The sequence below is a fragment of the Achromobacter sp. ACM03 genome, from assembly GCF_014851665.1.
GTDB lineage: Bacteria > Pseudomonadota > Gammaproteobacteria > Burkholderiales > Burkholderiaceae_B > Achromobacter > Achromobacter aegrifaciens.
In genome coordinates, this window is record NZ_JACVAD010000002.1 from 1,375,938 (window position 1) to 1,397,222 (window position 21,285).

27 protein-coding genes are annotated in these 21,285 nt (G+C 67.2%); 10 read left to right on the forward strand and 17 right to left on the reverse strand.

Features of this window, described 5'->3' with window-relative positions; all coding sequences use genetic code 11:
- Positions 1 to 6 precede the first annotated feature (6 nt).
- The 8 genes from fabI to IB257_RS14585 form a co-directional block, all read right to left on the reverse strand.
- Entirely contained in the window at positions 7 to 780 is a 774-nt protein-coding gene (gene fabI / locus IB257_RS14550; RefSeq protein WP_192492476.1) for an enoyl-ACP reductase FabI, read from the reverse strand.
- Positions 777 to 1,961: an acetate/propionate family kinase gene (locus tag IB257_RS14555; protein ID WP_054451528.1), complete on the reverse strand. Its 1,185-nt coding sequence runs from the start codon at positions 1,959 to 1,961 to the stop codon at positions 777 to 779. The genes fabI and IB257_RS14555 overlap by 4 nt, the downstream gene beginning before the upstream one ends.
- 31 nt (positions 1,962 to 1,992) lie before the next feature.
- On the reverse strand, positions 1,993 to 2,937 hold the full coding sequence (locus IB257_RS14560) for a phosphate acetyltransferase (RefSeq protein WP_054451527.1): 945 nt from the start codon (positions 2,935 to 2,937) through the stop codon (positions 1,993 to 1,995).
- Complete coding sequence (locus IB257_RS14565; RefSeq protein WP_192492477.1) at positions 2,934 to 5,327, reverse strand: DUF3141 domain-containing protein; 2,394 nt, start codon at positions 5,325 to 5,327, stop codon at positions 2,934 to 2,936. Before IB257_RS14565 ends, IB257_RS14560 begins: the two co-directional genes overlap by 4 nt.
- Positions 5,328 to 5,509: 182 nt before the next feature.
- On the reverse strand, positions 5,510 to 5,905 hold the full coding sequence (locus tag IB257_RS14570) for a VOC family protein (RefSeq protein WP_119451051.1): 396 nt from the start codon (positions 5,903 to 5,905) through the stop codon (positions 5,510 to 5,512).
- Positions 5,906 to 5,922: 17 nt separating this feature from the next.
- Positions 5,923 to 6,558, reverse strand: a complete 636-nt coding sequence (gene yfcF, locus IB257_RS14575; RefSeq protein ID WP_054451524.1) for a glutathione transferase — start codon at positions 6,556 to 6,558, stop codon at positions 5,923 to 5,925.
- Between the two features lie 106 nt (positions 6,559 to 6,664).
- Positions 6,665 to 6,994 (reverse strand): DHCW motif cupin fold protein, encoded by a 330-nt coding sequence (locus IB257_RS14580; protein WP_054451523.1) that lies wholly within the window; start codon positions 6,992 to 6,994, stop codon positions 6,665 to 6,667.
- Between the two features lie 53 nt (positions 6,995 to 7,047).
- On the reverse strand, positions 7,048 to 7,539 hold the full coding sequence (locus tag IB257_RS14585) for a GNAT family N-acetyltransferase (RefSeq protein WP_119451052.1): 492 nt from the start codon (positions 7,537 to 7,539) through the stop codon (positions 7,048 to 7,050).
- 186 nt (positions 7,540 to 7,725) lie between these two features.
- Between IB257_RS14585 and IB257_RS14590 the strand changes: the two genes are divergently transcribed.
- Genes IB257_RS14590 through IB257_RS14610 form a run of 5 tightly spaced genes read left to right on the forward strand, consistent with a single transcriptional unit; the run spans position 7,726 to position 10,758 of the window.
- Entirely contained in the window at positions 7,726 to 8,670 is a 945-nt protein-coding gene (locus IB257_RS14590) for a DnaJ C-terminal domain-containing protein (protein WP_119451053.1), read from the forward strand.
- A gap of 2 nt (positions 8,671 to 8,672) precedes the next feature.
- On the forward strand, positions 8,673 to 8,990 hold the full coding sequence (locus IB257_RS14595; RefSeq protein ID WP_054452227.1) for a chaperone modulator CbpM: 318 nt from the start codon (positions 8,673 to 8,675) through the stop codon (positions 8,988 to 8,990).
- A 53-nt stretch (positions 8,991 to 9,043) separates the two neighbouring features.
- On the forward strand, positions 9,044 to 9,757 hold the full coding sequence (locus IB257_RS14600; RefSeq protein ID WP_119451054.1) for an AzlC family ABC transporter permease: 714 nt from the start codon (positions 9,044 to 9,046) through the stop codon (positions 9,755 to 9,757).
- Complete coding sequence (locus tag IB257_RS14605) at positions 9,754 to 10,101, forward strand: AzlD domain-containing protein (RefSeq protein WP_054451519.1); 348 nt, start codon at positions 9,754 to 9,756, stop codon at positions 10,099 to 10,101. Before IB257_RS14600 ends, IB257_RS14605 begins: the two co-directional genes overlap by 4 nt.
- Positions 10,102 to 10,143: 42 nt before the next feature.
- Positions 10,144 to 10,758 (forward strand): glutathione S-transferase family protein, encoded by a 615-nt coding sequence (locus IB257_RS14610; protein WP_054451518.1) that lies wholly within the window; start codon positions 10,144 to 10,146, stop codon positions 10,756 to 10,758.
- Between the two features lie 16 nt (positions 10,759 to 10,774).
- Here the strand turns inward: IB257_RS14610 and IB257_RS14615 are convergent, their stop codons facing one another.
- From IB257_RS14615 to IB257_RS14625, 4 genes are all read right to left on the reverse strand, one after another.
- Complete coding sequence (locus tag IB257_RS14615; RefSeq protein ID WP_119451067.1) at positions 10,775 to 11,428, reverse strand: DsbA family protein; 654 nt, start codon at positions 11,426 to 11,428, stop codon at positions 10,775 to 10,777.
- A gap of 97 nt (positions 11,429 to 11,525) precedes the next feature.
- The gene (locus IB257_RS14620; protein WP_054451517.1) at positions 11,526 to 13,001 is read right to left on the reverse strand and encodes an inorganic phosphate transporter; all 1,476 of its coding nucleotides are present in this window, start codon (positions 12,999 to 13,001) and stop codon (positions 11,526 to 11,528) included.
- A gap of 104 nt (positions 13,002 to 13,105) precedes the next feature.
- Positions 13,106 to 13,231 carry a hypothetical protein gene (locus IB257_RS31720; RefSeq protein WP_008162923.1) on the reverse strand — a complete coding sequence of 42 codons (126 nt, stop codon included), beginning with the start codon at positions 13,229 to 13,231 and terminating at the stop codon, positions 13,106 to 13,108.
- A 13-nt stretch (positions 13,232 to 13,244) separates the two neighbouring features.
- A complete protein-coding gene (locus tag IB257_RS14625) occupies positions 13,245 to 14,369 on the reverse strand; it encodes a D-alanyl-lipoteichoic acid biosynthesis protein DltD (RefSeq protein ID WP_192492478.1) in 1,125 nt (374 codons plus the stop codon).
- 280 nt (positions 14,370 to 14,649) lie between these two features.
- On the opposite strand from IB257_RS14625, the gene mog reads away from it, so the two are divergent.
- The 3 genes from mog to IB257_RS14640 all read left to right on the forward strand — a co-directional run bounded on the left by mog (position 14,650) and on the right by IB257_RS14640 (position 16,557).
- A complete protein-coding gene (mog, locus tag IB257_RS14630; RefSeq protein ID WP_192492553.1) occupies positions 14,650 to 15,282 on the forward strand; it encodes a molybdopterin adenylyltransferase in 633 nt (210 codons plus the stop codon).
- A 61-nt stretch (positions 15,283 to 15,343) separates the two neighbouring features.
- Positions 15,344 to 15,682, forward strand: a complete 339-nt coding sequence (locus IB257_RS14635; RefSeq protein ID WP_054451515.1) for a hypothetical protein — start codon at positions 15,344 to 15,346, stop codon at positions 15,680 to 15,682.
- A gap of 5 nt (positions 15,683 to 15,687) precedes the next feature.
- Positions 15,688 to 16,557, forward strand: coding sequence for a peptidoglycan DD-metalloendopeptidase family protein (locus IB257_RS14640; RefSeq protein ID WP_054452221.1), 870 nt, complete (start codon positions 15,688 to 15,690; stop codon positions 16,555 to 16,557).
- A gap of 34 nt (positions 16,558 to 16,591) precedes the next feature.
- On the opposite strand, the gene IB257_RS14645 is transcribed toward IB257_RS14640, so the two are convergent.
- The 5 genes from IB257_RS14645 to IB257_RS14665 form a co-directional block, all read right to left on the reverse strand.
- A complete protein-coding gene (locus IB257_RS14645; protein ID WP_054451514.1) occupies positions 16,592 to 16,879 on the reverse strand; it encodes a hypothetical protein in 288 nt (95 codons plus the stop codon).
- A gap of 152 nt (positions 16,880 to 17,031) precedes the next feature.
- A complete protein-coding gene (gene infA, locus IB257_RS14650; RefSeq protein ID WP_013395703.1) occupies positions 17,032 to 17,295 on the reverse strand; it encodes a translation initiation factor IF-1 in 264 nt (87 codons plus the stop codon).
- Positions 17,296 to 17,795: 500 nt separating this feature from the next.
- Positions 17,796 to 18,335: an SRPBCC family protein gene (locus IB257_RS14655; RefSeq protein ID WP_054451513.1), complete on the reverse strand. Its 540-nt coding sequence runs from the start codon at positions 18,333 to 18,335 to the stop codon at positions 17,796 to 17,798.
- Positions 18,328 to 18,693 (reverse strand): helix-turn-helix transcriptional regulator, encoded by a 366-nt coding sequence (locus tag IB257_RS14660; protein WP_054451512.1) that lies wholly within the window; start codon positions 18,691 to 18,693, stop codon positions 18,328 to 18,330. The genes IB257_RS14655 and IB257_RS14660 overlap by 8 nt, the downstream gene beginning before the upstream one ends.
- A gap of 53 nt (positions 18,694 to 18,746) precedes the next feature.
- Positions 18,747 to 19,178, reverse strand: a complete 432-nt coding sequence (locus IB257_RS14665) for a GFA family protein (RefSeq protein WP_054452219.1) — start codon at positions 19,176 to 19,178, stop codon at positions 18,747 to 18,749.
- A 195-nt stretch (positions 19,179 to 19,373) separates the two neighbouring features.
- On the opposite strand from IB257_RS14665, the gene phnC reads away from it, so the two are divergent.
- Positions 19,374 to 20,210 (forward strand): phosphonate ABC transporter ATP-binding protein, encoded by an 837-nt coding sequence (gene phnC, locus IB257_RS14670; RefSeq protein ID WP_192492479.1) that lies wholly within the window; start codon positions 19,374 to 19,376, stop codon positions 20,208 to 20,210.
- Between the two features lie 31 nt (positions 20,211 to 20,241).
- Positions 20,242 to 21,222, forward strand: a complete 981-nt coding sequence (gene phnD / locus IB257_RS14675; RefSeq protein ID WP_054451508.1) for a phosphonate ABC transporter substrate-binding protein — start codon at positions 20,242 to 20,244, stop codon at positions 21,220 to 21,222.
- The last annotated feature ends 63 nt before the right edge of the window (positions 21,223 to 21,285 follow it).

Below are 21,285 nucleotides of genomic sequence, written 5' to 3' on the forward strand. Positions count from 1 at the left end.
CTTGGCTTAATCGATGATGTGGTAGCCGCCGTCGATGTATATCGTCTGCCCCGTCATGCGGCGGGCGGCGTCGGTCGCGAGCCAGGCGGTGGCTTCGCCCACGTCGTCGATGGACACCAGGCTGCGCGCGGGAGCCTTGGACTGGGCGCGGTCCAGCAGCGTATCGAATTCGGCGATGCCCGAGGCGGCGCGCGTCTTCAGCGGCCCTGGTGATATCGCGTGCACGCGTATGCCCTGCGGGCCCAGTTCCGCCGCCAGGTAGCGGGTGGCGGACTCCAGCGCGGCCTTTACCGGCCCCATCATGTTGTAGTGCTCGACCACCATCTGCGACCCGTAGTAGCTCATGCAGAACAACGCGCCGCCGTTGCGCATCAGCGGCTCGGCCAGCTTGGCCATGCGGATGAAGGACCAGCAGGACACATCCATGGCCTGCACAAAGCCCTCGCGCGAGCAGTCGGTCACGCGGCCATGCAGGTCGTCGCGCGGGGCGAAGGCGATGGAATGCAGCACGAAATCCAGCTGGCCCCATTCGGCGGCGACGCTGTCGAACACGGCTTCGAGCTGGCCCTCGCGCATCAGGTCCAGCGGCAAGAGCAGCGGCGCCTCCACCTGGCGGGCCAGCGGCTCCACGTGGCGCAGGGCCTTGTCGTTCAGGTAGGTCACGGCCAGCTCCGCGCCCAGGGCGCGGAAGGCCTTGGCGCAGCCCCAGGCGATCGAATCCGCATTCGCGATGCCCGTCACTAGGCCGCGCTTGCCCGCCAGCGGCAGCAGCGCGCTCATCGCTGCCTCACCAGTTCCAGCGTGTGCTGGGCGATGATCAGTTCTTCGTTGGTGCGCACCACGTAGACGCCGATGCGGCTGTCGTCGGCCGAGATGCGGGGGCCATGGCGGGCGTTGCGTTCGGGATCCAGCTTGATGCCCAGCCAGCCCCAGTGCTCGCTGATGGCCTGGCGGATCTCGGCGGAATTCTCGCCCACGCCGGCGGTGAAGACGATGCCGTCCACGCCGTTCATGGCGCAGGCCAGGCCTATCATGCCTTCGGCCACGCGCCAGGCGAAGTACTGCAGCGCCAGCTTGGCCGAGGGCGCGTCGCTGGCCAGCAGTTCGCGCATGTCGTTGCTGATGCCGGACAGGCCCTTCATGCCGCAGTCGTGATAGAGCAGGTGCTCGATCTCGTCATGGGTCATGCCGCGTTCCATCATCCACAGCACCACGCCCGGATCCAGGCGGCCGGGGCGGGTGCCCATGGGCAGGCCTTCCAGCGCGGTGAAGCCCATGGTGCTGTCCACGCTCTTGCCGTGATGCATGGCGCAGGCGGAAACGCCCGAGCCCAGATGGGCCGCAATGATTTTGCCGTCGGCGATGTCCGGCAGCGCTTTCTTCAGGCGCTGCGCGATGTACTCGTAGGACAGGCCATGGAAGCCGTAGCGGCGCACGCCTTCCTGGTACAGCCGTTCCGGCAGCGCGTAGCGGTCGGCCACGTCGGAGTGGCTGCGGTGGAACGCGGTGTCGAAGCAGGCGACCTGCGGAATCCAGGGCCGGCGCTCGCGGATCACGCGGATGGGCGCCAGGTTGTTCGGCTGGTGCAGCGGCGCCAGCGGCGTGAAGGTGTCGAGCTTGGCCAGGATGGCGTCGTCGATCAGTACCGGCTCGGACAGCTCGGGGCCGCCGTGCACCACGCGGTGGCCTACCGCCAGCGGGGCGCCGCCCAGGTGGCCGCTGAGCCAGGTGCCGACGACTTCCTGGCCGTTGGGCACGTCGGGCGCGTGGCTGGGCGCGATTTCGCGTTCGACCAGGGTCTGGCCGGCGGCGTCGCGCACCTTCAGCTTCGGGTGCGAGGTGCCTATGCCTTCGAGCTGGCCGCCCAGGCGCGGGGCCAGCTCCTGCGCCCCGTCGATGTCGTACAGGTAGAACTTGATGCTGGAACTGCCGGCGTTGATGACGAGGATGGTGTCGGTCATGGCGCTGTGATTCCGGATTCCGAGGGGCGCTTCAAGCGAGCGGGCGGGCCTGTTGCTGGGCCAGGTGGTGGGCGTAGATGGCGGCTACCGCGCAGGACGCGAGGCGCGAGCGCGGGCTGTCGGCGCGGCTGGTCAGGATGATGGGCACGCGCGCGCCCAGCACGATGCCGGCTGCCTCGGCATTGGCCAGGAAGGTCAGGTTCTTGGCCAGCATGTTGCCGGCTTCCAGGTCGGGCACCACCAGCACCTGGGCCACGCCGGCCACCGGCGAGCGTATGCCCTTGATGCGCGCGGCGTCGGGGCTGATGGCGTTGTCCAGCGCCAGCGGGCCGTCCAGCAGGCCGCCCTCGATCTGGCCGCGGTCGGCCATCTTGCACAGCGCCGCGGCTTCGATGGTGCTGGGGATGCTGGGGTTGACCTGTTCGACCGCCGACAGGATCGCCACGCGCGGCTCGCCCAGGCCCAGGCCGTGGTGCAGGTCGATCACGTTGCGGATGATGTCGGCCTTGGTTTCCAGGTCCGGAAAGATGTTGATCGCCGCATCGGTGATGAAGAGCGGTTCGGCGTAGGTCGGCACTTCCATGATGAAGACGTGGCTGATGCGCCGGCTGCTGCGCAGCCCGGTGTTGCGCGCCACCACTTCGTGCATGAGTTCGTCCGTGTGCAGGCTGCCCTTCATCAGCAGTTCGGCTTCGCCGCTGCGTACCAGGGCGACCGCGCATTCGGCTGCCGCGTGGCTGTGCGGCGCGTCGACGATGCGCGCATCGCCCAGGTCGAACTTGTGCTCGGCAGCGACGGCGCGGATCTTCTGCTCGGGGCCCACCAGGATGGGCTTGAGCAGGCCCAGGTCGCGGGCTTCGAGCGCGGCCGACAGCGAGGGTTCGTCGCAGGGGTGGGCGATGGCGCAATGCGCCGGCGCCAGCGTCTGCGCGCGCGCGATGAGCCTGTCGTAGTGGGAGGTGGGAGGCAGCGTCATGCGGATTTCGCCTTGGCGGATTTGCGCGCGGGACGCGCGGCGGGTTTGGCGGAGGCGCTACGCTTCTTGGCGCGCACCGGGACGGCAGGCTCGGCCGCGGCCGAGGCCGAGGCCGAGGCCGCTTCGGGCCTGGCCGCCGCAGCGCGCACCGATTTGCGTGCAACGGTCGCCGTTTTCCTGGGCGCCGGCTGTTGAGCCTCCTCACGCTTCTGCGCACGGCGTTCGGCGTACTCGAAGATGCGTTCCATTTCGTCCAGGCTGATGCGGGCGGCCTCGCTCAGGGGCTCGGCGGCTTCCAGCACATGCTTCATGGTGTCCAGCGTTTCGCGGATTGCGGCGGCGGGCGCGTTGTCCAGCAGGTGCGGTATGGCCTGGATGGCGCCGGCGGCGTCCAGGGTCATCATCAAAGCCTGGTCGCGGATGATGTCCTTGAATTCCTGCAACGACAGCGCGGTGTCCGATTCGGCGCGCATCTTGCGGATCAGCGCGTAGCTGCGTTCGTCCAGGCCGCCTTCGGCGCCCGACACATACAGCAGCATGCGGATCGCGGCAACGCGCAGGCCGCCTTCCAGCATCAGCGAACGCAGCTCGGCGGCGCGCTCTTCCATGAAGCGGCGATGCTCGGGCGACACGCCCGGATGCTTGCGCGGCGGGCCGGAGCGCGCGCCCAGGCCGGCCAGGTCCTGCACCAGCGGCGAACCGTAAACGCCCATGAAGGTGCGTTCGTCGGCGGAATCGCGCAGTTCCTGCCAGATGTTCAGGCTGGTCTCGATCAGGTTCGAGAACATTTCCTGGGCCATCAGGAAGGGGTTGTCGGCCGACACCGGCTGGCGGTGTTCGCGCACCTGTTCGGCGACTTGGGCAATCGGCGCGATGGCCGGATTGCGGTCGGAGATCAGTTCATAGGGCAGGCGCAGCGGATGCAGGCGCTGCGACCATTCCGCCGATTGCGGCGTCACCAGGGCGCGCAGCCAGGGTTGCATGAAGCTGCGGTACATGCCCAGGTTGATGTCGGAAATGCGGGCGACGGCGGCGAAGCGGCGGTCGTCCTCTTCGTTGCGCTCGACGATGGCGCGCACGTCATCCAGCGTGCGCTGCTCGAACGACAGCACGTAGTTGCCATAGGCCAGGTCGGCATTGGGCGTGTCGGGCGTCTTGTCGGCGATCTCCGCCTGGTAGATGCCCGGCGGCAGCACGTCGATCATGTCGATGTTGGACGTGAATTCCTGGTGCTCCTTGCGCGCCACGCTGCCGGACACGAAGATGCCCAGATGGCCGATGCTTTCGTGCACCGCATAGACGATGGTCTGGCCGTGCGCCAGCACTTCGGATTCGTCCTGGTACAGATCGGGGATCCAGCCCAGCGCCTGCGGCGGGGGCGTGATGTTGTCGCCCTTGGAGCAGAACACCACGATGGGCGAGCGGATGTTGCGCAGGTCGATGCGGATGCCGTCCGAGGTCACCAGGCCGGCGGTAGCCAGGCGGTTGCCGACGAACAGGTTGTCGACGATGTACTGGATTTCCGGGCCGTTCAGGAAGACGTGGCCGCCCCACCATTTTTCGAAGCTGAGGTAGCGCTTGGCCTCGGTGTCGACGTTGGAGTACAGGTTGTACTGCTTGGACCACAGGGTGTTGGCTGGATTCAGGTTCTCGAAGTTCTGCACCAGCCAGGCGCCATCGAACTTGCCGTCGCCCAGGTCGCTGGTCAGGGCGGTGAGCCAGCTGCCGCCCAGCAGGCCGCCGGCATAGCGCATGGGATTCATGCCGCGCCAGCCCGCCCAGTAGGACAGCGGCGCGCCCGCCACGATGATGGGGCCGAACAGTTCGGGACGGACCGCGGCGGTCATCATGATCTGCCAGCCGGCCTGGCAATTGGCGACCACCACCGGCTTGCCTTCGGCGTTGGGGTGCAGCGCGATGATCTCTTCCAGGAAGCGCGCCTCGGCCATCATCACGTCCTCGACGGTCTGGGTCGGCATGGGCTGCGGCAGGAAGGTGGCGAAGTAGCAGGGGTGGCCGGCGCGCAGCGCCACGCCGATCTCGCTTTCAGGCTTGAAGCCGCCGATGCCGGGGCCGTGCCCGGCGCGCGGATCGACCACCAGGAAGGGCCGTTTGATGGGGTCGGTTTCCACGCCTTCCGGCGGCTTGATGCGCAGCAGGCCGTAATTGACGGGGCGCGGCAGACAGCGGCCGTCCATGACCAGTTCGGACTCCATGCTAAGCACGTTGGGCGCGCGCTTGGCCATGTGCTCGTGGTACTGGTTGCCACGCTGGCGCATCACATCGGCGTACAGCACGCCGCGCTGCCAGGCGTCCACCGCGTATTCGTAGGCGGCAGTCCAGGGGTTGAAGGGCGGGGCGGGTACGCGATCGTTGCCAGATCCGGCCATGGCGATCTCCTGTAGGTTGCTTGCGGCGGCGGGCCGCCGCGCCGATTCAGAGTGGAACCGGCCGAGTTGACCTCCCCATTACACCGCAACTGATGTTGCGGTGCAACATCAAGTGTCTTGATGCAGGTCAAGCAGTGGCCGATATATCCGTCCCCTTTAGGACTGGTCAGCCGGGCAGCGGTTCAGTCAGGGTCGTGGCACACCGCTTCGATGCGGTTGCCGGAAGGGTCCAGCAGGAAGGCCGCGTAATACTGCGGGTGGTAGTGCTCGCGCAAGCCCGGGGCGCCGTCGTCGCGTCCGCCGTGGGCCATGCCGGCGGCATGGAAAGCGTCGACGGCGGCGCGGCTGGGCGCCTTGAAGCACCAGTGCCGGCGCGCCGCGGGGGCGGCTGCGTCATCGGCGAACACGGAGAGATAGCTGTGCTGGCTGCTGCCTGCCCGGCAGCGCTCGCCGTAGCCTAGCGCGTCGGGGCGGTCATAGACCTTGGCCGCGCCCAAGGCCTGCATGACGGCGTCATAGAAGGGGCGGGCGGCGTCCAGGCGGGAAACGGTGATGGAGACGTGATCCAGCAGTTGCATCGCGGCTCCCGGGCGGTTCAGGCGCGCGCGGCGGCGTTGTGCTCCAGCCATTTCTGGACGGAGGGGCGCTGCCACTGGGCGTCGGCGTAGGCGCGCAGGGCGTCGGGCAGGTCGTCCTGGAACAAGCGCTTGATCATGACCGCGAGGTCAGTATCGGCGATGCACCATTCATCGAACAGCGAGGTCCGGTCCGCGCCCAGCAGATGGGCGCCCACGTGGATGAGCTTGGCCGCGGCGGCATGGGCGGCGTCCGACAACGGCAGGCCGGCGGCGCCGTAGAACACGGTTTCCGTGGGGCGTTCCTGACGCAGCGCTCCCAGGTCGCTGCGCAGCCAGGCCTGCAGTTGGCGGGCGCGGGCGCGCTGGCGCAGGTCGCGCGGATACAGCGCCGGGTGCTCGGGGGCGGGGAAGGCGTCTTCCAGGTATTCGGTGATGGCGCTGGATTCGGTCAGGCTGAAATCCGCGTGGGTCAAGGCCGGCACCCGCGAGGTCAGCGCGCGGCTTTGGTAGGGCTGCATGCGCTGCTCGCCCGCTTCCAGATCGATGGGGCGCACCTCGAACGGCAGCTGTTTTTCAGTCAGCGCCACATAGGCCGACATGGCGTAGGGGCTGAGGAACAGGGAATCGACGAATAGCGTAAGCGGGGCGCCCAAAATCTAGTCTCCGGTTTGACGGGTAACGGCATGTGCCGCGGCGGCGGGCCGCGGATACGTCAAAGCGTAACGCATCTACGGCCGGGCTGTCGCGCCGGGGGGGGCTTCAGTCGACGATGAAGAGCTTGGCGCCGGTCGCGGTGGATGAGCGGTGCGGTTCGGCCTGGTCGGCGACCTGGTAGCTCATGCCCGGCGTCAGCACGAATTGCCGGCCGTCTTCCAGCTCGGTGTGCAGTTCGCCTTCCAGACAGAACAGGATGTGGCCCTTGCTGCACCAGTGGTCGGCCAGGTAGCCGGCCGTGTACTCGACCATGCGCACGCGCAGGTCGCCGAACTGCCGGGTGCGCCAATAGGCCATGCCGGTCTCGCCAGCGTGTTCGGTGCGCTCGACCTCGGACCAGTCGGTGGTGCCGAAGGGGATGTTGCTCATCTTCATGGTGATTCCTGCGTTGTGACGCGGACGCAATGGCGTCCGCCAAAGAATGGAGACTACGCCAGCGCGGGCAGTTTCTTGTGCCAGAACATCGCGCGGCCGGTGGTTTCGTCCAGGGCATAGCCTTCGAAACCGAGCTTGCGGTACAGCCCCTGGGCGACCGCGTTGCCTTCCAGCACTTCCAGGGTGATCTTGCAGCAGCCCAGGTCACGCGCCCGCTCTTCCAGCGCCGACAGCAGGGCCTTGCCAACGCCGCGGCCCTGGAATTTTTCCGCGACGCCCAGGTCGTGCAGATTGAGCAGCGGGCGACAGGCGAAGGTGGAGAAGCCTTCGAGATAGACCGCGACGCCGGCGGCTTCGCCGTCGATGCGGGCCAGCAGCGCCCGCGCCGTCGGGCGGCGGGCCAGTTCGGCGATCAGGTTCTGCTGTGCGTAGGCGGGCAGGGGAGCGTTGCCCCCCATGGGGCCGCTGGCGTACTCGTTCAGCATGGCCAGCACCTGGCGGCCGTGTTCGGGATTGTTGAAGTCTGCGTCGATGATTTCCAGCACGATCTGTTCCTGTGGGCCTGTCGTGGTCGGGGCTGGCGCATCCGGGCGCCAATCGGACATTATGCGCGATGCCCGACGCCTGACAAGGCGCATTGAAAAATCGCCCCATAACCCCTATCTTCTTGATATCCCAGGCCGGACCCGGCGCAACCGGAAGCGGCCGCAACGCTTTGCCAAGGGCTGCACATGGAGTTCAAGGACTACTACAGCATGCTGGGCGTGGAGCGGGACGCCTCCGAAGACGACATCCGGCGCGCCTACCGCAAGCTCGCCCGCAAATACCATCCCGACGTCAGCAAGGAAAGCGACGCCGAAACGCGCATGCGCGACGTCAACGAAGCCTATGACGTGCTGCGCGACAAGGAAAAGCGCCAGGCCTACGACAATCTGGCCGCAGGCGTCTCGCCCGAGGGCAGCTTCCAGCCGCCGCCCGGCTGGGACGAAGGCTTCGAGTTCCACCGCGGCGCCGCGCCCGGCGACGAGGCCCAGTTCAGCGAGTTCTTCTCTTCGCTGTTCGGCGGCCGCAACCGGCGCGGCGGGGCGCAGCAGCAACAGGAATTCCGCGCGCGCGGCGAGGACCACCACGCCGCGATCGAGGTGGACCTCGAAGACGCGCTCAAGGGCGCCACGCGCGACATCAGCCTGCGTTCCATGCAGATGGACGAGCAGGGCCGCCCCCACATGCAGACCCGCACGCTCAGCGTGCGCATCCCCGCCGGCGTGCGCGAAGGCCAGTACATCCGGCTGGCCGGGCAGGGCATGCCCGGCTACGGCGGCGGCGAGAACGGCGATCTCTATCTGGAAGTCCGCTTCAAGCCGCATCCGCGCTACCGCGCCGACGGCCGCGACCTCTACATGACGCTGCCGGTGGCGCCGTGGGAAGCGGCACTCGGCGCCAGCGTGCATGCGCCCACGCCGGGCGGCACGGTCGAAGTGTCGATCCCCGCGGGGTCCGCCAACGGCCGCAAGCTGCGCCTGCGCGGCCGCGGCATTCCGGGCGATCCGCCCGGAGACCTCTACCTGGTGCTGGACCTGGTGTTGCCGCCCGCCGATAGCGAAGCGGCCAAGGAGGCCTACCGCAAGCTGCAGCAGGACCTGCCCTTCAATCCGCGGCGCCACCTGGGGGTATGACCATGAAAAAAATAGTCGTCACCACCGCCACGGTCGTGGGCAAGTCCCGGCCGCTTTCCGCCGACGACCTGGCCCGCGCCTGCGGCGAAGAAGTCGAATGGGTCGTCAGGCTGGTCGAAGTCGGCATCGTCAATGCCAGCGGTCCCAGGCCCGCCGAATGGCGCTTCTACAGCGCCGACCTGCAACGCGCGCTGGACGCCCGCCGCCTGGTGCGGGATTACGGCGCCGGCCTGGACGCTGCGGCGCTGATCCTGGACCTGAGCCAGGAAGTCCGTCGCCTGAAGGCGCAGCTGCGCGCGCTGGGCCTGGAGGACAAGTAGGCCGTGCGCGGGTGGGTAAACTAGCTGGTTGTTGAAGAGACCAGCGGAACACCTTGCAGACCCCTCCAGCCCATGCGCCCGCTCTGGCGGGCAGCGCCCGCATCGACGGCCTGAAATCCTGCCTGCCCGTCATGATCGGCTACTTCCCGGTGGCCGTGACCTTCGGCATCGCGGGCGTGGCCGCGGGCCTGTCTCCGCTGCAGGTGGTGCTGATTTCCGTGCTGGTCTATGCCGGCGCCAGCCAGTTCCTGCTGCTCGCTTCCATCAAGGCCGGCACCCCGTGGCTGTGGGTGGTGGCGCTGTGCTCGCTGCTCAACGCCCGCCATCTGCTGTACGGCCCGCTGTTGTCGCGGTTCCTGCCGGCGGGACTGAATGAGCGCCTGAAGGTCGCCTTCCTGCTCACCGATGAAGTCTTCGCCACCGCTTTCAACCGTTTGCAGACCGTGGAGCCCGCGGGCCGCCAGCGCTGGATGATCGCGCTGGGGCTGGGCGCTTGGCTGACCTGGATCGCCGGCACGGCCGTCGGCGTCTATGCGGGAGACGGCCTGGAGCGCCACTACCCCATGCTGTCACAGGTAATGCGCTTTGCGCTGCCGGCGCTGTTCATGGCCCTGGTGTGCCAGAGCGCGAAGCGCGGCATGGGCCTGCCCATCGTTGCGGCGGTGGCCGGAGCCGGGGCCGTGGCCGCGCTGGGCCATACCAGCCTGGCCATCCTGGCCGGCGCGATCATCGGCTGCGTGGCGTATCGAATGAGGAGGCCCGCATGAACACCGACGGACTGGGTTTCTGGGGCGCGGTGATCGCCATGGCGGCCATCACCTATCTGACGCGCGCCTTGCCCTTCATGCTGTCCGAGCGCAGCCGCCTGCTGCGCCACCTGTCGCGCGAAGGCTCGGCGCTGGCCGCCCTGGGGCCGTCGCTGCTGGCTGGGATCGCCGCGGCGGTGATCGTGCCCGACCTGCTGGCCGCCGGCGACCAGGCGGCGAACCTCGGCCCCTACGCAGGCGGCCTGGTCGTGACCGCCGTGGCGGCCCGCCTGGTCAGCAATGCCGGCGTCGCGGTGCTGCTGGGCATGGCGGGATACGGGGTGTTGCTGGCCTTGGCGGCGTAAGACCCGCGGGGCAAAATGGTCGGACTTCCACGGAGACCGACCATGCTTACGCTTTATCATGCGCCGCGTTCGCGCTCGTTCCGGATACTTTGGCTGCTCGAGGAACTAGGCGTGCCTTACGACACCGAAATGGTGTCCATCCGCGGCACCGACAGCGCGGGCCACATGCCCTCGGACTACATCGACATCCACCCGCATCGCAAGGTGCCGGCCCTGGTGCACGACGGCGTGCCCGTGTTCGAGACGCCGGCAATCGCCCTTTACCTGACCGACCTGTTCCCCCAAGCGGGGCTGGGTCCGGTGGTGGGCGACCCGCTGCGCGGGCCATACCTGACCTGGCTGGCCTATTCCACCGGCGTGTTCGAACCGGCCATGGCCGAGCGCGCCTTCAAGACGCCGCATCCGGGCGGCGCGCTGGGCTGGGGTTCGGCCGAGGAGGTCGAGCAGGTGCTGACCCGGGTCTTGCAGGCGCGGCCGTTCTTCCTGGGCGACAAGTTCTCGGCCGCGGACATCGTGCTGGGCGGCACCCTGCAATACATGATGCAGGTGAAGGTTCTGCCCGAGACCCCTGTGTTCACCGCCTACGCGGAGCGGCTGGGCGACCGTCCGGCCATGCACCGCGCCTTGCAGCGCGACGGGGACATCGAAGAAGCCTGACGCGGGGCGCCCGCCTTCAAGCGCGGCCGATGCGCGCGCCGAGGTCCGCCTGCCATTCCTGCGGACGGCCCAGGTAGCGGCTGGGCTCCAGCATCTCGTAGACGCCATCGCGTTCCAGTGCCAGGGTGGGAAAACCGCTGCCGCCGACCTGCGCCAGCAGCCTGCGGCTGGCGGCGATGTGCGTGGCGGTTTCGGCGCCCTGGGCTGCGTCATAGGCTGCGCGGAAGGCTGCCGGGTCCAGGCCGATGTCGGCCGCCAGGGAGGCCAGTACGGCCGGATCGGCGATGCGCAGCCCCTGTACGTAGTGGGCGCGCTGGATGCGCTTGAGCAGGTCGAGGCCGCGACCGGCCAGCGTCTGCGCGGCCAGGATGGCAGTGGTGGGCGGCTCGGAATCGAACACCGCGCCCTCATCGCGCAACAGGCCGTTGAAATAGTCTTCGCCGAAGGGCTGGCCGGTCAGGCCGGCGATGCGCTCGTCATGCGGCATGACGTAGCGGCGCAGTCTGTCGGTGACCGGCTGGCGGTTGCCGCCCGTCATCATGCCGCCGCCATGCAGCGCGATGTCCAGCCCGGAGACGGCTCGAGCCGCCTCCACCAGCGGCGCGGCGCCATAGCACCAGCCGCAGAGCGGGTCGAAAATGTAATGCAGGGTGGGATTCGAGGTAGCCATGGCGCCATGGTAGACGCGGGCACGGCTGGCAGGAAGCCTGGCGGGATAGCCAGAGTGTTGCATCGGCCGTGCAGATTGCCTGCACGGCCGCGAATCATCAGCCAGCGATCTGCACGCCGATCCAGAACAGGCCGGCGGCCAGCAGCATCGAGGCGGGCAGGGTCAGCACCCAGGCCATCAGGATGTTGCGTACGGTGCTGCCTTGCAGGCCGCTCTTGTTGGCGATCATGGTCCCGGCCACGCCCGAGGACAGCACGTGGGTGGTGGAAACAGGCAGGCTGAAGACGTTGGCGATGCCGATGGCGCCCATGGCGGTGACTTGTGCGGACATGCCCTGCGCATAGGTCATGCCCTGCTTGCCGATCTTCTCGCCCACCGTCAGCACCACGCGGCGCCAGCCGACCATGGTGCCCGCGCCCAGCGCCAGGGCGACTGCCACGATCACCCAGAAGGGGGCGTATTCGGTGGTGGCTGTCAGGTCGGCGCGCAGGCGTTGCAGGTCGGCGCGTTCGCGGGCCGGCAGCCCTTCGATGCGCGCGACCTTCTTGGCCGTGTCGTCCAGGCAGAGCAGGTAGCGGCGCACGGAGATGCGCTTCTCGGCCGACAGGTCGGCGTAGTTGGACACGCCGTGCAGATCGGCCTGCAGCGCGGCGATGGTCGGCATGGTCAGTTCGGGGTCGCAGCGGAAGTTGCGCGGCAGTTCGGTGGTCGCGTCCACGCGCTTGAGCGCCAGGTATTCGCCCAGCATGGCTTCATTGCGCTGGTAGAACACGTTCAGGTGGTTGGCGGCGTCGCGGGTGCGCTCGATCTGGTAGGTGGTGCTGTTGGTGTCCAGCACGAAGTTGGCGGGCACGATGCCGATCAGCACCAGCATGATCAGGCCAATCCCTTTCTGTCCGTCGTTGGAGCCGTGCACGAAGCTCACGCCCATGGCGGACAGCACCAGCACCAGGCGGTTCCAGAAGGGCGGATGCTTTTTATTGTCGATGGCGCGGCGCTGTTCCGGCGTCTTGTGCATCTTGGACAGCGGCAGCCAGCGCTTGAGCGCCAGCAGCAGGCCGCCCGCCACCAGGAAGCCGGCCACCGGCGACACCACCAGCGACAGGCCGATGTCGATGGCCTTGCCCCAGTTGACGCCGTCCGCCAGCGGCAGGTCGGTGATCAGCGCGTTGGCCAGGCCCACGCCCAGGATCGAGCCGATCAGCGTGTGCGAGCTGGACGCCGGAATGCCGAAGTACCAAGTGCCCAGGTTCCAGGCGATGGCCGCGGCCAGCATGGCGAACACCATGGCCAGCCCGCGGCCCGTGTCCACGTTGATCAGCAGCTCCACCGGCAGCAGGTGCACGATGGCATAGGCCACGCCCACCCCGCCCAGCAGCACGCCCAGGAAGTTGAATATGCCGGAAAGCACCACCGCCAGATGCGGCGGCATGGCCTTGGTGTAGATGACCGTGGCCACGGCGTTCGCCGTGTCATGGAATCCGTTGATGAATTCGAAGGCCAGGACGAATGTCAGGGCCAGCGCAAGGCTGAGGCCGACCCAGAGGTCTAGGCCGTGGAAGAGGTCGAACATGGAGGCGGGGGAGGTTCCGGCGAGAGGAGCCGATTATTGCAGATTTGTGACCTGTCACTGGTTGCTTGCGGCTACCAAGTGCGGCCAGCCGACCCCGCCCGGGGTCAGAATTTCGAATACTGGAACTCGATTTCCATCGGTTTGCCCAGGTTCGCCGAGGTATCCGCCTGGATCACCATCACCGCCAGGACGCCCAGGTAGAGCAGGCACAGCCACAGGGTTCGTTTCATTGCCGGCCATCCTTCATGGGTAGAACACTTCAGCGATCTTCTGGTTCACGCGCAGCCAGCCCAGTTCCCCCAGGTGCTGTACGTCCCGCAGCATCCCCACCTCGAAGGGGGCGCTGTACATGTCCATGCAGCGCATGGCATAGCGCTGGCACAGCGCCGCGACTTCCCGCTGCACCGGCCCGAAGCGGTCCAGGTCCTTGAACACCAGCGGATGCAGCGGCTGCATGACGAACAGGGCATTGACGCTGCGCTGCCGCAGCAGCGCCATCAGCGCGTCCAGTTCGCGCAGCTCGTCCCGGCCGGTCAGCGGCTGGGGCAGATAGGCGGTCTTGCCGCCCTCGGGAATGCTGCGCAGGTATTTATTGAAGAATTCATCGCGCACGGCGTAGCGGTTGCCGCCCATCAGGGCCTGTTCTGCGCCCTGGGCTTCGGCAGCCAGCGCCTCCCAGTCCACCACCCGGGCGGCCGCGGGCGGCCCCTCGCGCTCGCGCTCGGGCGCAGGCGCTGCGTGGACGGGCGCCCACAGGTTGACCAGCCGCTGGCGGAAGACGTAGGCCTGCTCGGCCGCCATGGACCAGGCGACGCCCGCGTCGCCCTTGGCCTGCAGCCAGCGGACCACCTCCGCCCGGCCCTCGGGCTGCCGCAGCAGGCGGGGCAGCAGCGGATTGGCGTGTTCCTTGAATTCGTCCGGACCCAGCCCGCCGTCGCCGTCGAACCAGCCCGGCGACAGCATCACCACCACGCGCGAGGCTGGCGACAGGTCCTCGGCCATCGCCGCCAGCACCAGCTGCATGCCCAGAGACTGGAATCCCGAATGGCCATAAGCCAGCACAGGCATCTGCAATTCGTCGGCCAGGTAGCGGTACGGCACGAAGCGCAGGTCGTTGCTGGTCAGCTCCGACGAACCCAGGATCACCAGCCTGTCGCCCGTGCGCAAGGCATGGCTCATGCGGGACAGGTTGCGCGTCTGTTCCTCCAGCGTATTGCCCAGGTTGGGGATGTAGATGCCCGGAGCGGCCGCCGGCACGGGTTCCGTCTTCAGCGCCAGGGAGTGCAGGGCGCCCCATCCGGCGGCCGCCGCCGCGGCCAGGGCCAGCGCCGCCGCCAGCGCATGCTGCCGTAGTGTGCGTTTGAACATGGGGAACCAATGCCGCTCGGGGCCCTCTTTATTGGGATAGGTTTGTTAGCGGATGTTATCGAGCGGACATGTCCGGAACAAGCGCGGGAAAGCGGGGCCAAAGCCGATTCGCCTTTTTGCGACAGGGGCCGCCGCCGGCGCGCTGCCTGCTGACGCGATTCCCGCAGGGAAGGAATGCGATAGCATCGCTCTGGCGGGCCTCTTCTGGATTTCCATGATTGACCTCGCCCACGGCCGCATCCGCGCCGCCCGACAGTTTCTTACCAAGATTGCGCAGCCCATGACCGCCACTACCCGTATCGCCCGCAAGCACCCCGACGAACTGATCGTGGGCCTGGTGTCCGTTTCCGATCGCGCCTCCAGCGGCACCTATCAGGACCTGGGGCTGCCCGCGCTGCGCGAATGGCTGGGCGGCGCCCTGGCCTCGCCCTGGCAGGCGGTGGACCGCCTGATCCCCGACGAACCCGCACGCATTTCCCAGACGCTGATCGAACTGGTGGACGGCTGCGGCTGCGACCTGGTCCTGACCACCGGCGGCACCGGTCCGGCGCGCCGCGACGTCACGCCCGAGGCCACGCTCGCCGTCGGCACCAAGGAAATGCCCGGCTTCGGCGAACAGATGCGCCAGATCAGCCTGCGCTTCGTGCCCACGGCCATCCTGTCGCGCCAGGTGGCGGTCATCCGGGAAACGCCCGCGCACGCCGCCCTGATCGTGAACCTGCCCGGCCAGCCGAAATCCATCCGCGAAACGCTGGAAGGACTGAAGGGCGAGGACGGCGCCGTGCAGGTGCCGGGGATTTTCGCCGCCATTCCCTATTGCATCGATCTTATCGGCGGCCCATACGCCGAAACCCGGCCGGAAGTCATTGCGGCCTTCCGTCCCAAATCGGCCCGGCGCGCGCCGCAGGCTTGACCTGGCGCTGCGTTATATTGGCCGCCCCATCCACCTCCAACCGCTCGAGAGTTCCATCGCCATGAAGGTCCGCACCGCTTTGTCCCTTACTGTCCTGGCAGCCTTGTCGGCCTGCGCCAACGTCAAAGACGTGCGCGACCGCGATCCGGTCTTCTACGGTTCCACCCAACGTACGCCCGAGGACTACACGGCCTGCGTCGCCGAATCCTGGAAGAACCTGGGCATCAATTTCCAGCAGAAGGCGGTGCGCAACGGCTTTGAATTGATCCAGGAGGACAGCCTGGGTGTCGAAGCCGTGCTGACGACCACGCACTGGAAGGGCAAGACCGAAGCGCGCCTGTCCACGCGCATCGCCCGCCGCGACCAAAGCATCATCGAGCCCGCCAACCTGTGCCTGTGAACGCCATGCAGCATCGTCGCGACGTCCTGCGGCTGGGCCTGGCCGCGGCCGCCCTTTGCCTGGGCCTGCCGGCCCGCGCGCAGCAGCAGAGCGGTTTCATCAGCCGCAAGCTAAACGTTCCCGTGCCTGGCGGCGTCGCCGTCCTGGGCCTGGGCAATGCCGAACGCGCGCCCGAGGTCAGCTTCCTGGGCCGGCGCGTGCTGGTCGTGCGTGAAGAGGGCAAGCAGTGGATCGCCGTGGTCGGCATCCCGCTCAGCGTGAAGCCGGGCGAGCAGCAGGTGGATATCAAGGACGCGCAAGGCAAGCGTTCAGTGTCCTTCAAGGTCGGCGCCAAGGAATACAAGGCCCAGCACATCACGCTGAAGAATCCGCGCCAGGTCAATCCGGATCCGGACGACATGAAGCGCATCGAACGCGAGCAGGCCGAGCAGGCCGCCGCCAACCGCGCCTACCGCGCTGGCATCACGCCCAGCAACCTGCTGCTGGATCGCCCGGTGAACGGCGGCCGCCTGTCCAGTCCCTTCGGCCTGCGCCGCTTCTTCAATGGCGAAGAGCGCAATCCGCATTCGGGCCTGGATTTCGCCGTGCCCTCGGGCACGCCGATCAAGGCGCCGGCCGCTGGCGTGGTCGTGCTGGTGGGGGATTACTTCTTCAATGGCAAGACGGTGTTCCTGGACCATGGCCAGGGCTTCGTCAGCATGTTCTGCCACATGTCGGCGATCGACGTGAAGGTCGGCGACGAAGTGCCGCGCGGCGGATTGGTGGGCAAGGTGGGCGCCACCGGCCGCGCCACCGGCCCGCACCTGCACTGGAACGTCAGCCTGAACGACGCGCGCGTCGATCCGGCCATCTTCATCGGGGCGTTCAAGCCCTGATCCTGTCCCGGGATGGGGGCGCGGACCCGCGCCCTCAGGCCGTTGCGGCCTGCTGCGCGATCAGTTGCAGCACGTGCTGATGCACGCGCTCGGCATAGTCCATCTGCTGCCGCACTTCGAGCTGCTCGGCTTCCTGCTCGTCCAGGCAGTTGTCGTACTTGGTCTTGGCCTCGGCGTAGGTGAGGCCGGTATTGCGAAGGCTGTTGATGAAGGCCTCGCGCGACTGATGCAGCAGGCGCAGGCCTTCCTCGCCCTTGACGAATTTTCTTCGCGCCAGGGCAAGCTGGTCAGCGGCGGCTTGCAGATCTTGTGTCAGGTCCATCTTGCTTCATGCTCATCCTGCCGGGCGTCGCGCCGGGCAGAGGGCGCCATTCTTTCATGAACGGGCGCTCCACGCATTACGGCATCGCGCGGCCCAGGTTTAAGGCTGGCGCGAAAAGGGAGCCGGCGCAGGGCCGGCCCTGTCGCCCTGGCTTAGCGGCGGAATTGCTGGGGACGCTGCGGCGCGGGACCGCGCTCGTCCTTGTGGCGGAAGTTGATGCGGCCCTTGGTCAGGTCATACGGCGACATTTCCAGGGTGACGCGGTCGCCGGCCAGGATGCGGATGCGGTGCTTGCGGATGCGGCCGGAGGCGTAGGCGCCGACTTCGATGCCGTTGTCCAGCTTCACACGGTAGCGGCTATCGGGCAGCACTTCGTCAACGATGCCGTCCAGTTCGATAAGTTCTTCTTTAGCCATTCTTTTCTCCTATCAAAACGCGCAGCCATACCGACGGCATGGCGCGCCGCGCGAGGCGGCAAGCGCGTCGGACCCGAACGGGCGGGTCCAGCGGTTTGAACGTAAAACGTCCGGGCAAGCGCGGGTAAGGGCCACGGCATCCGAAGCGGATGTCTGAAATGACGGATACTCGCGCCGCGTGGGCAGTGTGCGCGCGGTGCGCGGCTTGGTCGCGGCGGCGCGTTTTGCGCAAATCGCCGGAAGAAGCGGGGTGGAGCTTGTGCTGCCAGGCCGCGCAACTATGGAGGTGGAGGCGCGCCCGGTGGCGGAGGGGTTTTTCCGGAAAAATCAGGCACGTCCTGGGTTGCCCCGGAGCATTGCCCGCAGGCGGTACAGGTTGGCACGCAGAGTGACCGAAGCCCGGTTTTTGCGGAAAAATCACGGACTTATGGTACTGCAAAGCGCAATATTTAGCCAGTATTTATCTGTAGCCGCGCTGCGATAGTTGCTGTTCAACGACTCTAGCGAGCCGGGATCCGTTCACGGTATTCGGCTTCCACCCGGTTAAGCACGGACCAGAACGGACCGGGGGCACGGCCGGCCAGGCGGGCTTCGAGCACGCCCAGGTGCACATGCCAGCCGCCAGCCACGTCCACCATGCCGTCACGCGAGGACAGCTTGCGGTGGGTCAGCACCAGGCGCGTTTCCTCGCCCTGAGGCGACAGCTCGAAGGTGACCTCGGAAGGATGGCCGGGGGAGCCGCCCCAGGTGAAAGCCAGCAAATGCGGCGGTTCGCAGCGGGTGATGACGCCTTGCGTGGTGACGCCGCCTTCGTACGGCTTGTAGGCGTCAGGCACTGGTTCGGCCACCGAGGACAGGTCCGCATGCACGAAGCGCAGCGTCACGCCGCCGCCTTCGCGCAGTTCCATGTCGCCGGATGCCAGCCAGCGCCCGCGTTTTTCGGATTCGGTGAGAAAAGCCCAGACCTCGTCGACGCTGGCGGGCAGTATCCGCGTGAAGCGGATGGAGGTGGGGTCCAGAACGACGCCGTGATCACTCATGTGGTTCTCCAGAAGACGCGGCCGGGGACCGGCTGGCGGCGAGCGCGGCTTCCAGCGCGCCCAGCTTGCCCGACCAGAATTGCTCATAGAAGCGCAGCCACTGCATGGCCTCGGCCATGGGTTCGGGATTGAGGCTGCATACGTGCGTGCGGCCGCGGATGGAGCGCCGCACCAGACCGGCGCGTTCCAGGGCCTGCACATGCTTGGAGGCGCCCGCGAAACTCATGCTGTGGGGCGCCGCCAGTTCGCCGATGGTCTGCTCGCCACCGGCCAGGCTGCGCAGCATGTCGCGGCGCGTGGGGTCGGCCAGCGCGCGAAAGACGGCATCGAGGACGGGGGAGGGAATAGATTCAACCATGAGGTTGAATATAGTCTGGCCTCGCCAAAAAATTCAACTACTCGGTTGAATTTTTATGTAACCGCCTGCGGATGGTCTTCTTCCATCGCCCCATACGCATCGGGGTACTGCGGCAGGCCGTCGGTGATGTCGAACCAGGGCGCCTTGCTGGCCACGTGGCAGTGGGCTGCCGGCTTGATGCCCGGGTCGTCGTCCAGCGGACCTAGAGGCAGGCCGTAGACGTCCGGCGTCTGGTCGAAGCGGGTCAGGAGGGGCGTGCCGCAGGCTTCGCAAAAGCCGCGGTAGCTGCCCGGGGACGAGCAGTACCAGGTGACGTGGTTTTCTCCGCGGGTCCAGGCGAAGTCCTTGACCTGGACCGTCGCCCGGCTGCGGAATGCCGCGCCATGCGCCTTGCGGCAGATCGTGCAATGGCAGTTGAGGGCGTCGGTGAGCGGACCCGTGATCTCGTAGGCGACGCGGCTGCACAGGCAGGAACCTTTGATCATGATGAACGCCAGGCTGGTGGGGAATATCCCCAATATACCTGCGGCGCGCCGGGCTGGAGACGGCCTTTGTGACGAACGTCTTTCAGATCGTTCCAGTGTCCCTATTTTCAGCCAAATGAATCGATTCCCAGGTCATCGTGCTGTCATGCCGCGAAAACAGAATGCCGCCATGAACACATCCAAGGGGATTCAACGATGACCTACGCCATCGAAGTACAAGGGCTCAGCAAGAGCTTCCACGCCGGCGCCAAGGCGCTGGACGCCGTGAACCTGCAAGTGGCCGACGGCGAGATGGTGGCCTTGCTCGGCGCCTCGGGTTCGGGCAAGTCGACGCTGCTGCGCCATCTGTCGGGTTTCGTGGCCGGCGACTCGGGCAGCGTGGCCGTAAACGGCCGCATGATCCAGCGCGATGGCCGCCTGAGCCGCGACGTGCGCTCCGCGCGCGCCGGCATCGGTTTCGTGTTCCAGCAATTCAATCTGGTCGGTCGCCTGCCGGTCATCACCAACGTGCTGACCGGGCTGCTGCCGCGCGTGCCGTTGTGGCGCAGCCTGACGCGCTGGTTCCTGCGCGGCGAAGTGCAGCAAGGCCTCGAAGCGCTTGCCCAGGTTGGTATAGACGACTACGCATTTCAGCGCGCCTCGACGCTGTCCGGCGGCCAGCAGCAGCGCGCGGCCATCGCCCGCACGCTGGTGCAGAACGCCCGCGTCATCCTGGCCGACGAACCCATCGCCTCGCTGGATCCGGAATCCTCGCGCCGCGTGATGGACACGCTGGCCCAGATCAACCGCGGCCGCAAGGTGGCCGTAGTGGTGTCGCTGCACCAGGTGGACGTGGCCCTACGCTACTGCCCGCGGGTGGTGGCGCTGCGCCATGGCAAGGTCGTCTATGACGGCCCCTCCGCCGCGCTCACGCCTTCGATGCTGAGCGACCTGTATGGCTCCGAATTGAGCGAACTCCTTCCCGAATATGCGCCGCAAGCGCCGGCCATGCCCGGCATGGCGCCGCTGTCCCGCCTGGCGCAAGCCGCCTGATATCCCGACCCATTTCCCCCCGGAGCCTTCCATGCTACGCAGAACCTTTGTCACCCTGATCGCCGCCGCGGCCCTGTCCGCGCAGGCCTACGCGCAAGACGCCAAGACCCTGAACTTCGGCATCATCTCGACGGAATCGTCGACCAACCTGAAGTCCGTATGGCAGCCGGTCATCGACGACCTGAGCCGCGCGATCGGCGTACCGGTCAAGCCCTTCTTCGCGTCCGACTATGCCGGCATCATCGAAGGCATGCGCTTCAACAAGGTGCAGATGGGCTGGTTCGGCAACAAGTCCGCAATCGAGGCGGTGGACCGCGCCAAGGGCGAGGTGTTCGCCTCCGTCATTGACAAGGACGGCAACCCCGGCTACTGGTCGCTGCTGATCGTCAATAAGGACAGCAACCTGAAGACCCTGGACGACGTGCTCAAGCGCGGCGGCACGCTGAGCTACGGCGCGGGCGATCCCAATTCGACCTCGGGTACGGCTGTGCCCGGCTACTACCTGTGGGCCGCCAACAAGATCGAACCCAAGACCTTCTTCAAGACGGTGCGCGCCAGCAACCACGAAACCAATCTGCTGTCGGTCATCAACAAGCAGGTCGACGTGGCCGTCAACAACACCGAGGCGCTGGAGCGCTATCGCCTGAACACGGGCAAGGATGCCAACGACAGCGTGCGCGTGCTGTGGAAGTCGCCGCTGATCCCCGCCGATCCGCTGGTCATGCGCACCGACCTGCCGGCAGACCTGAAGGTCCGCATCCGCGACTTCTTCGTCAACTACGGCAAGGGCAAGGACGCCGAGCGCGAATTGGCCAACCTGAAGGCGCTGACCTACCAGGGCTTCCGCGCCTCCGACAACCAGCAGCTGGTGCCGATCCGCCAGATCGAACTGGCGCGCGAGAAGGCCAAGGTCGAAGCCGACGCCACGCTGGGCCAGGCCGAAAAGCAGAAACAGCTGGCCGAGCTGGACAGCAAGCTGGCCAGCCTGGGCCAGCCCGCCGCCAAGCAATAAGCCTGCAAGCGGCAAGCCGGCGCGCCGCGGGGCGCGCCGGCTTGCCCGCAACTGAAACCCAAC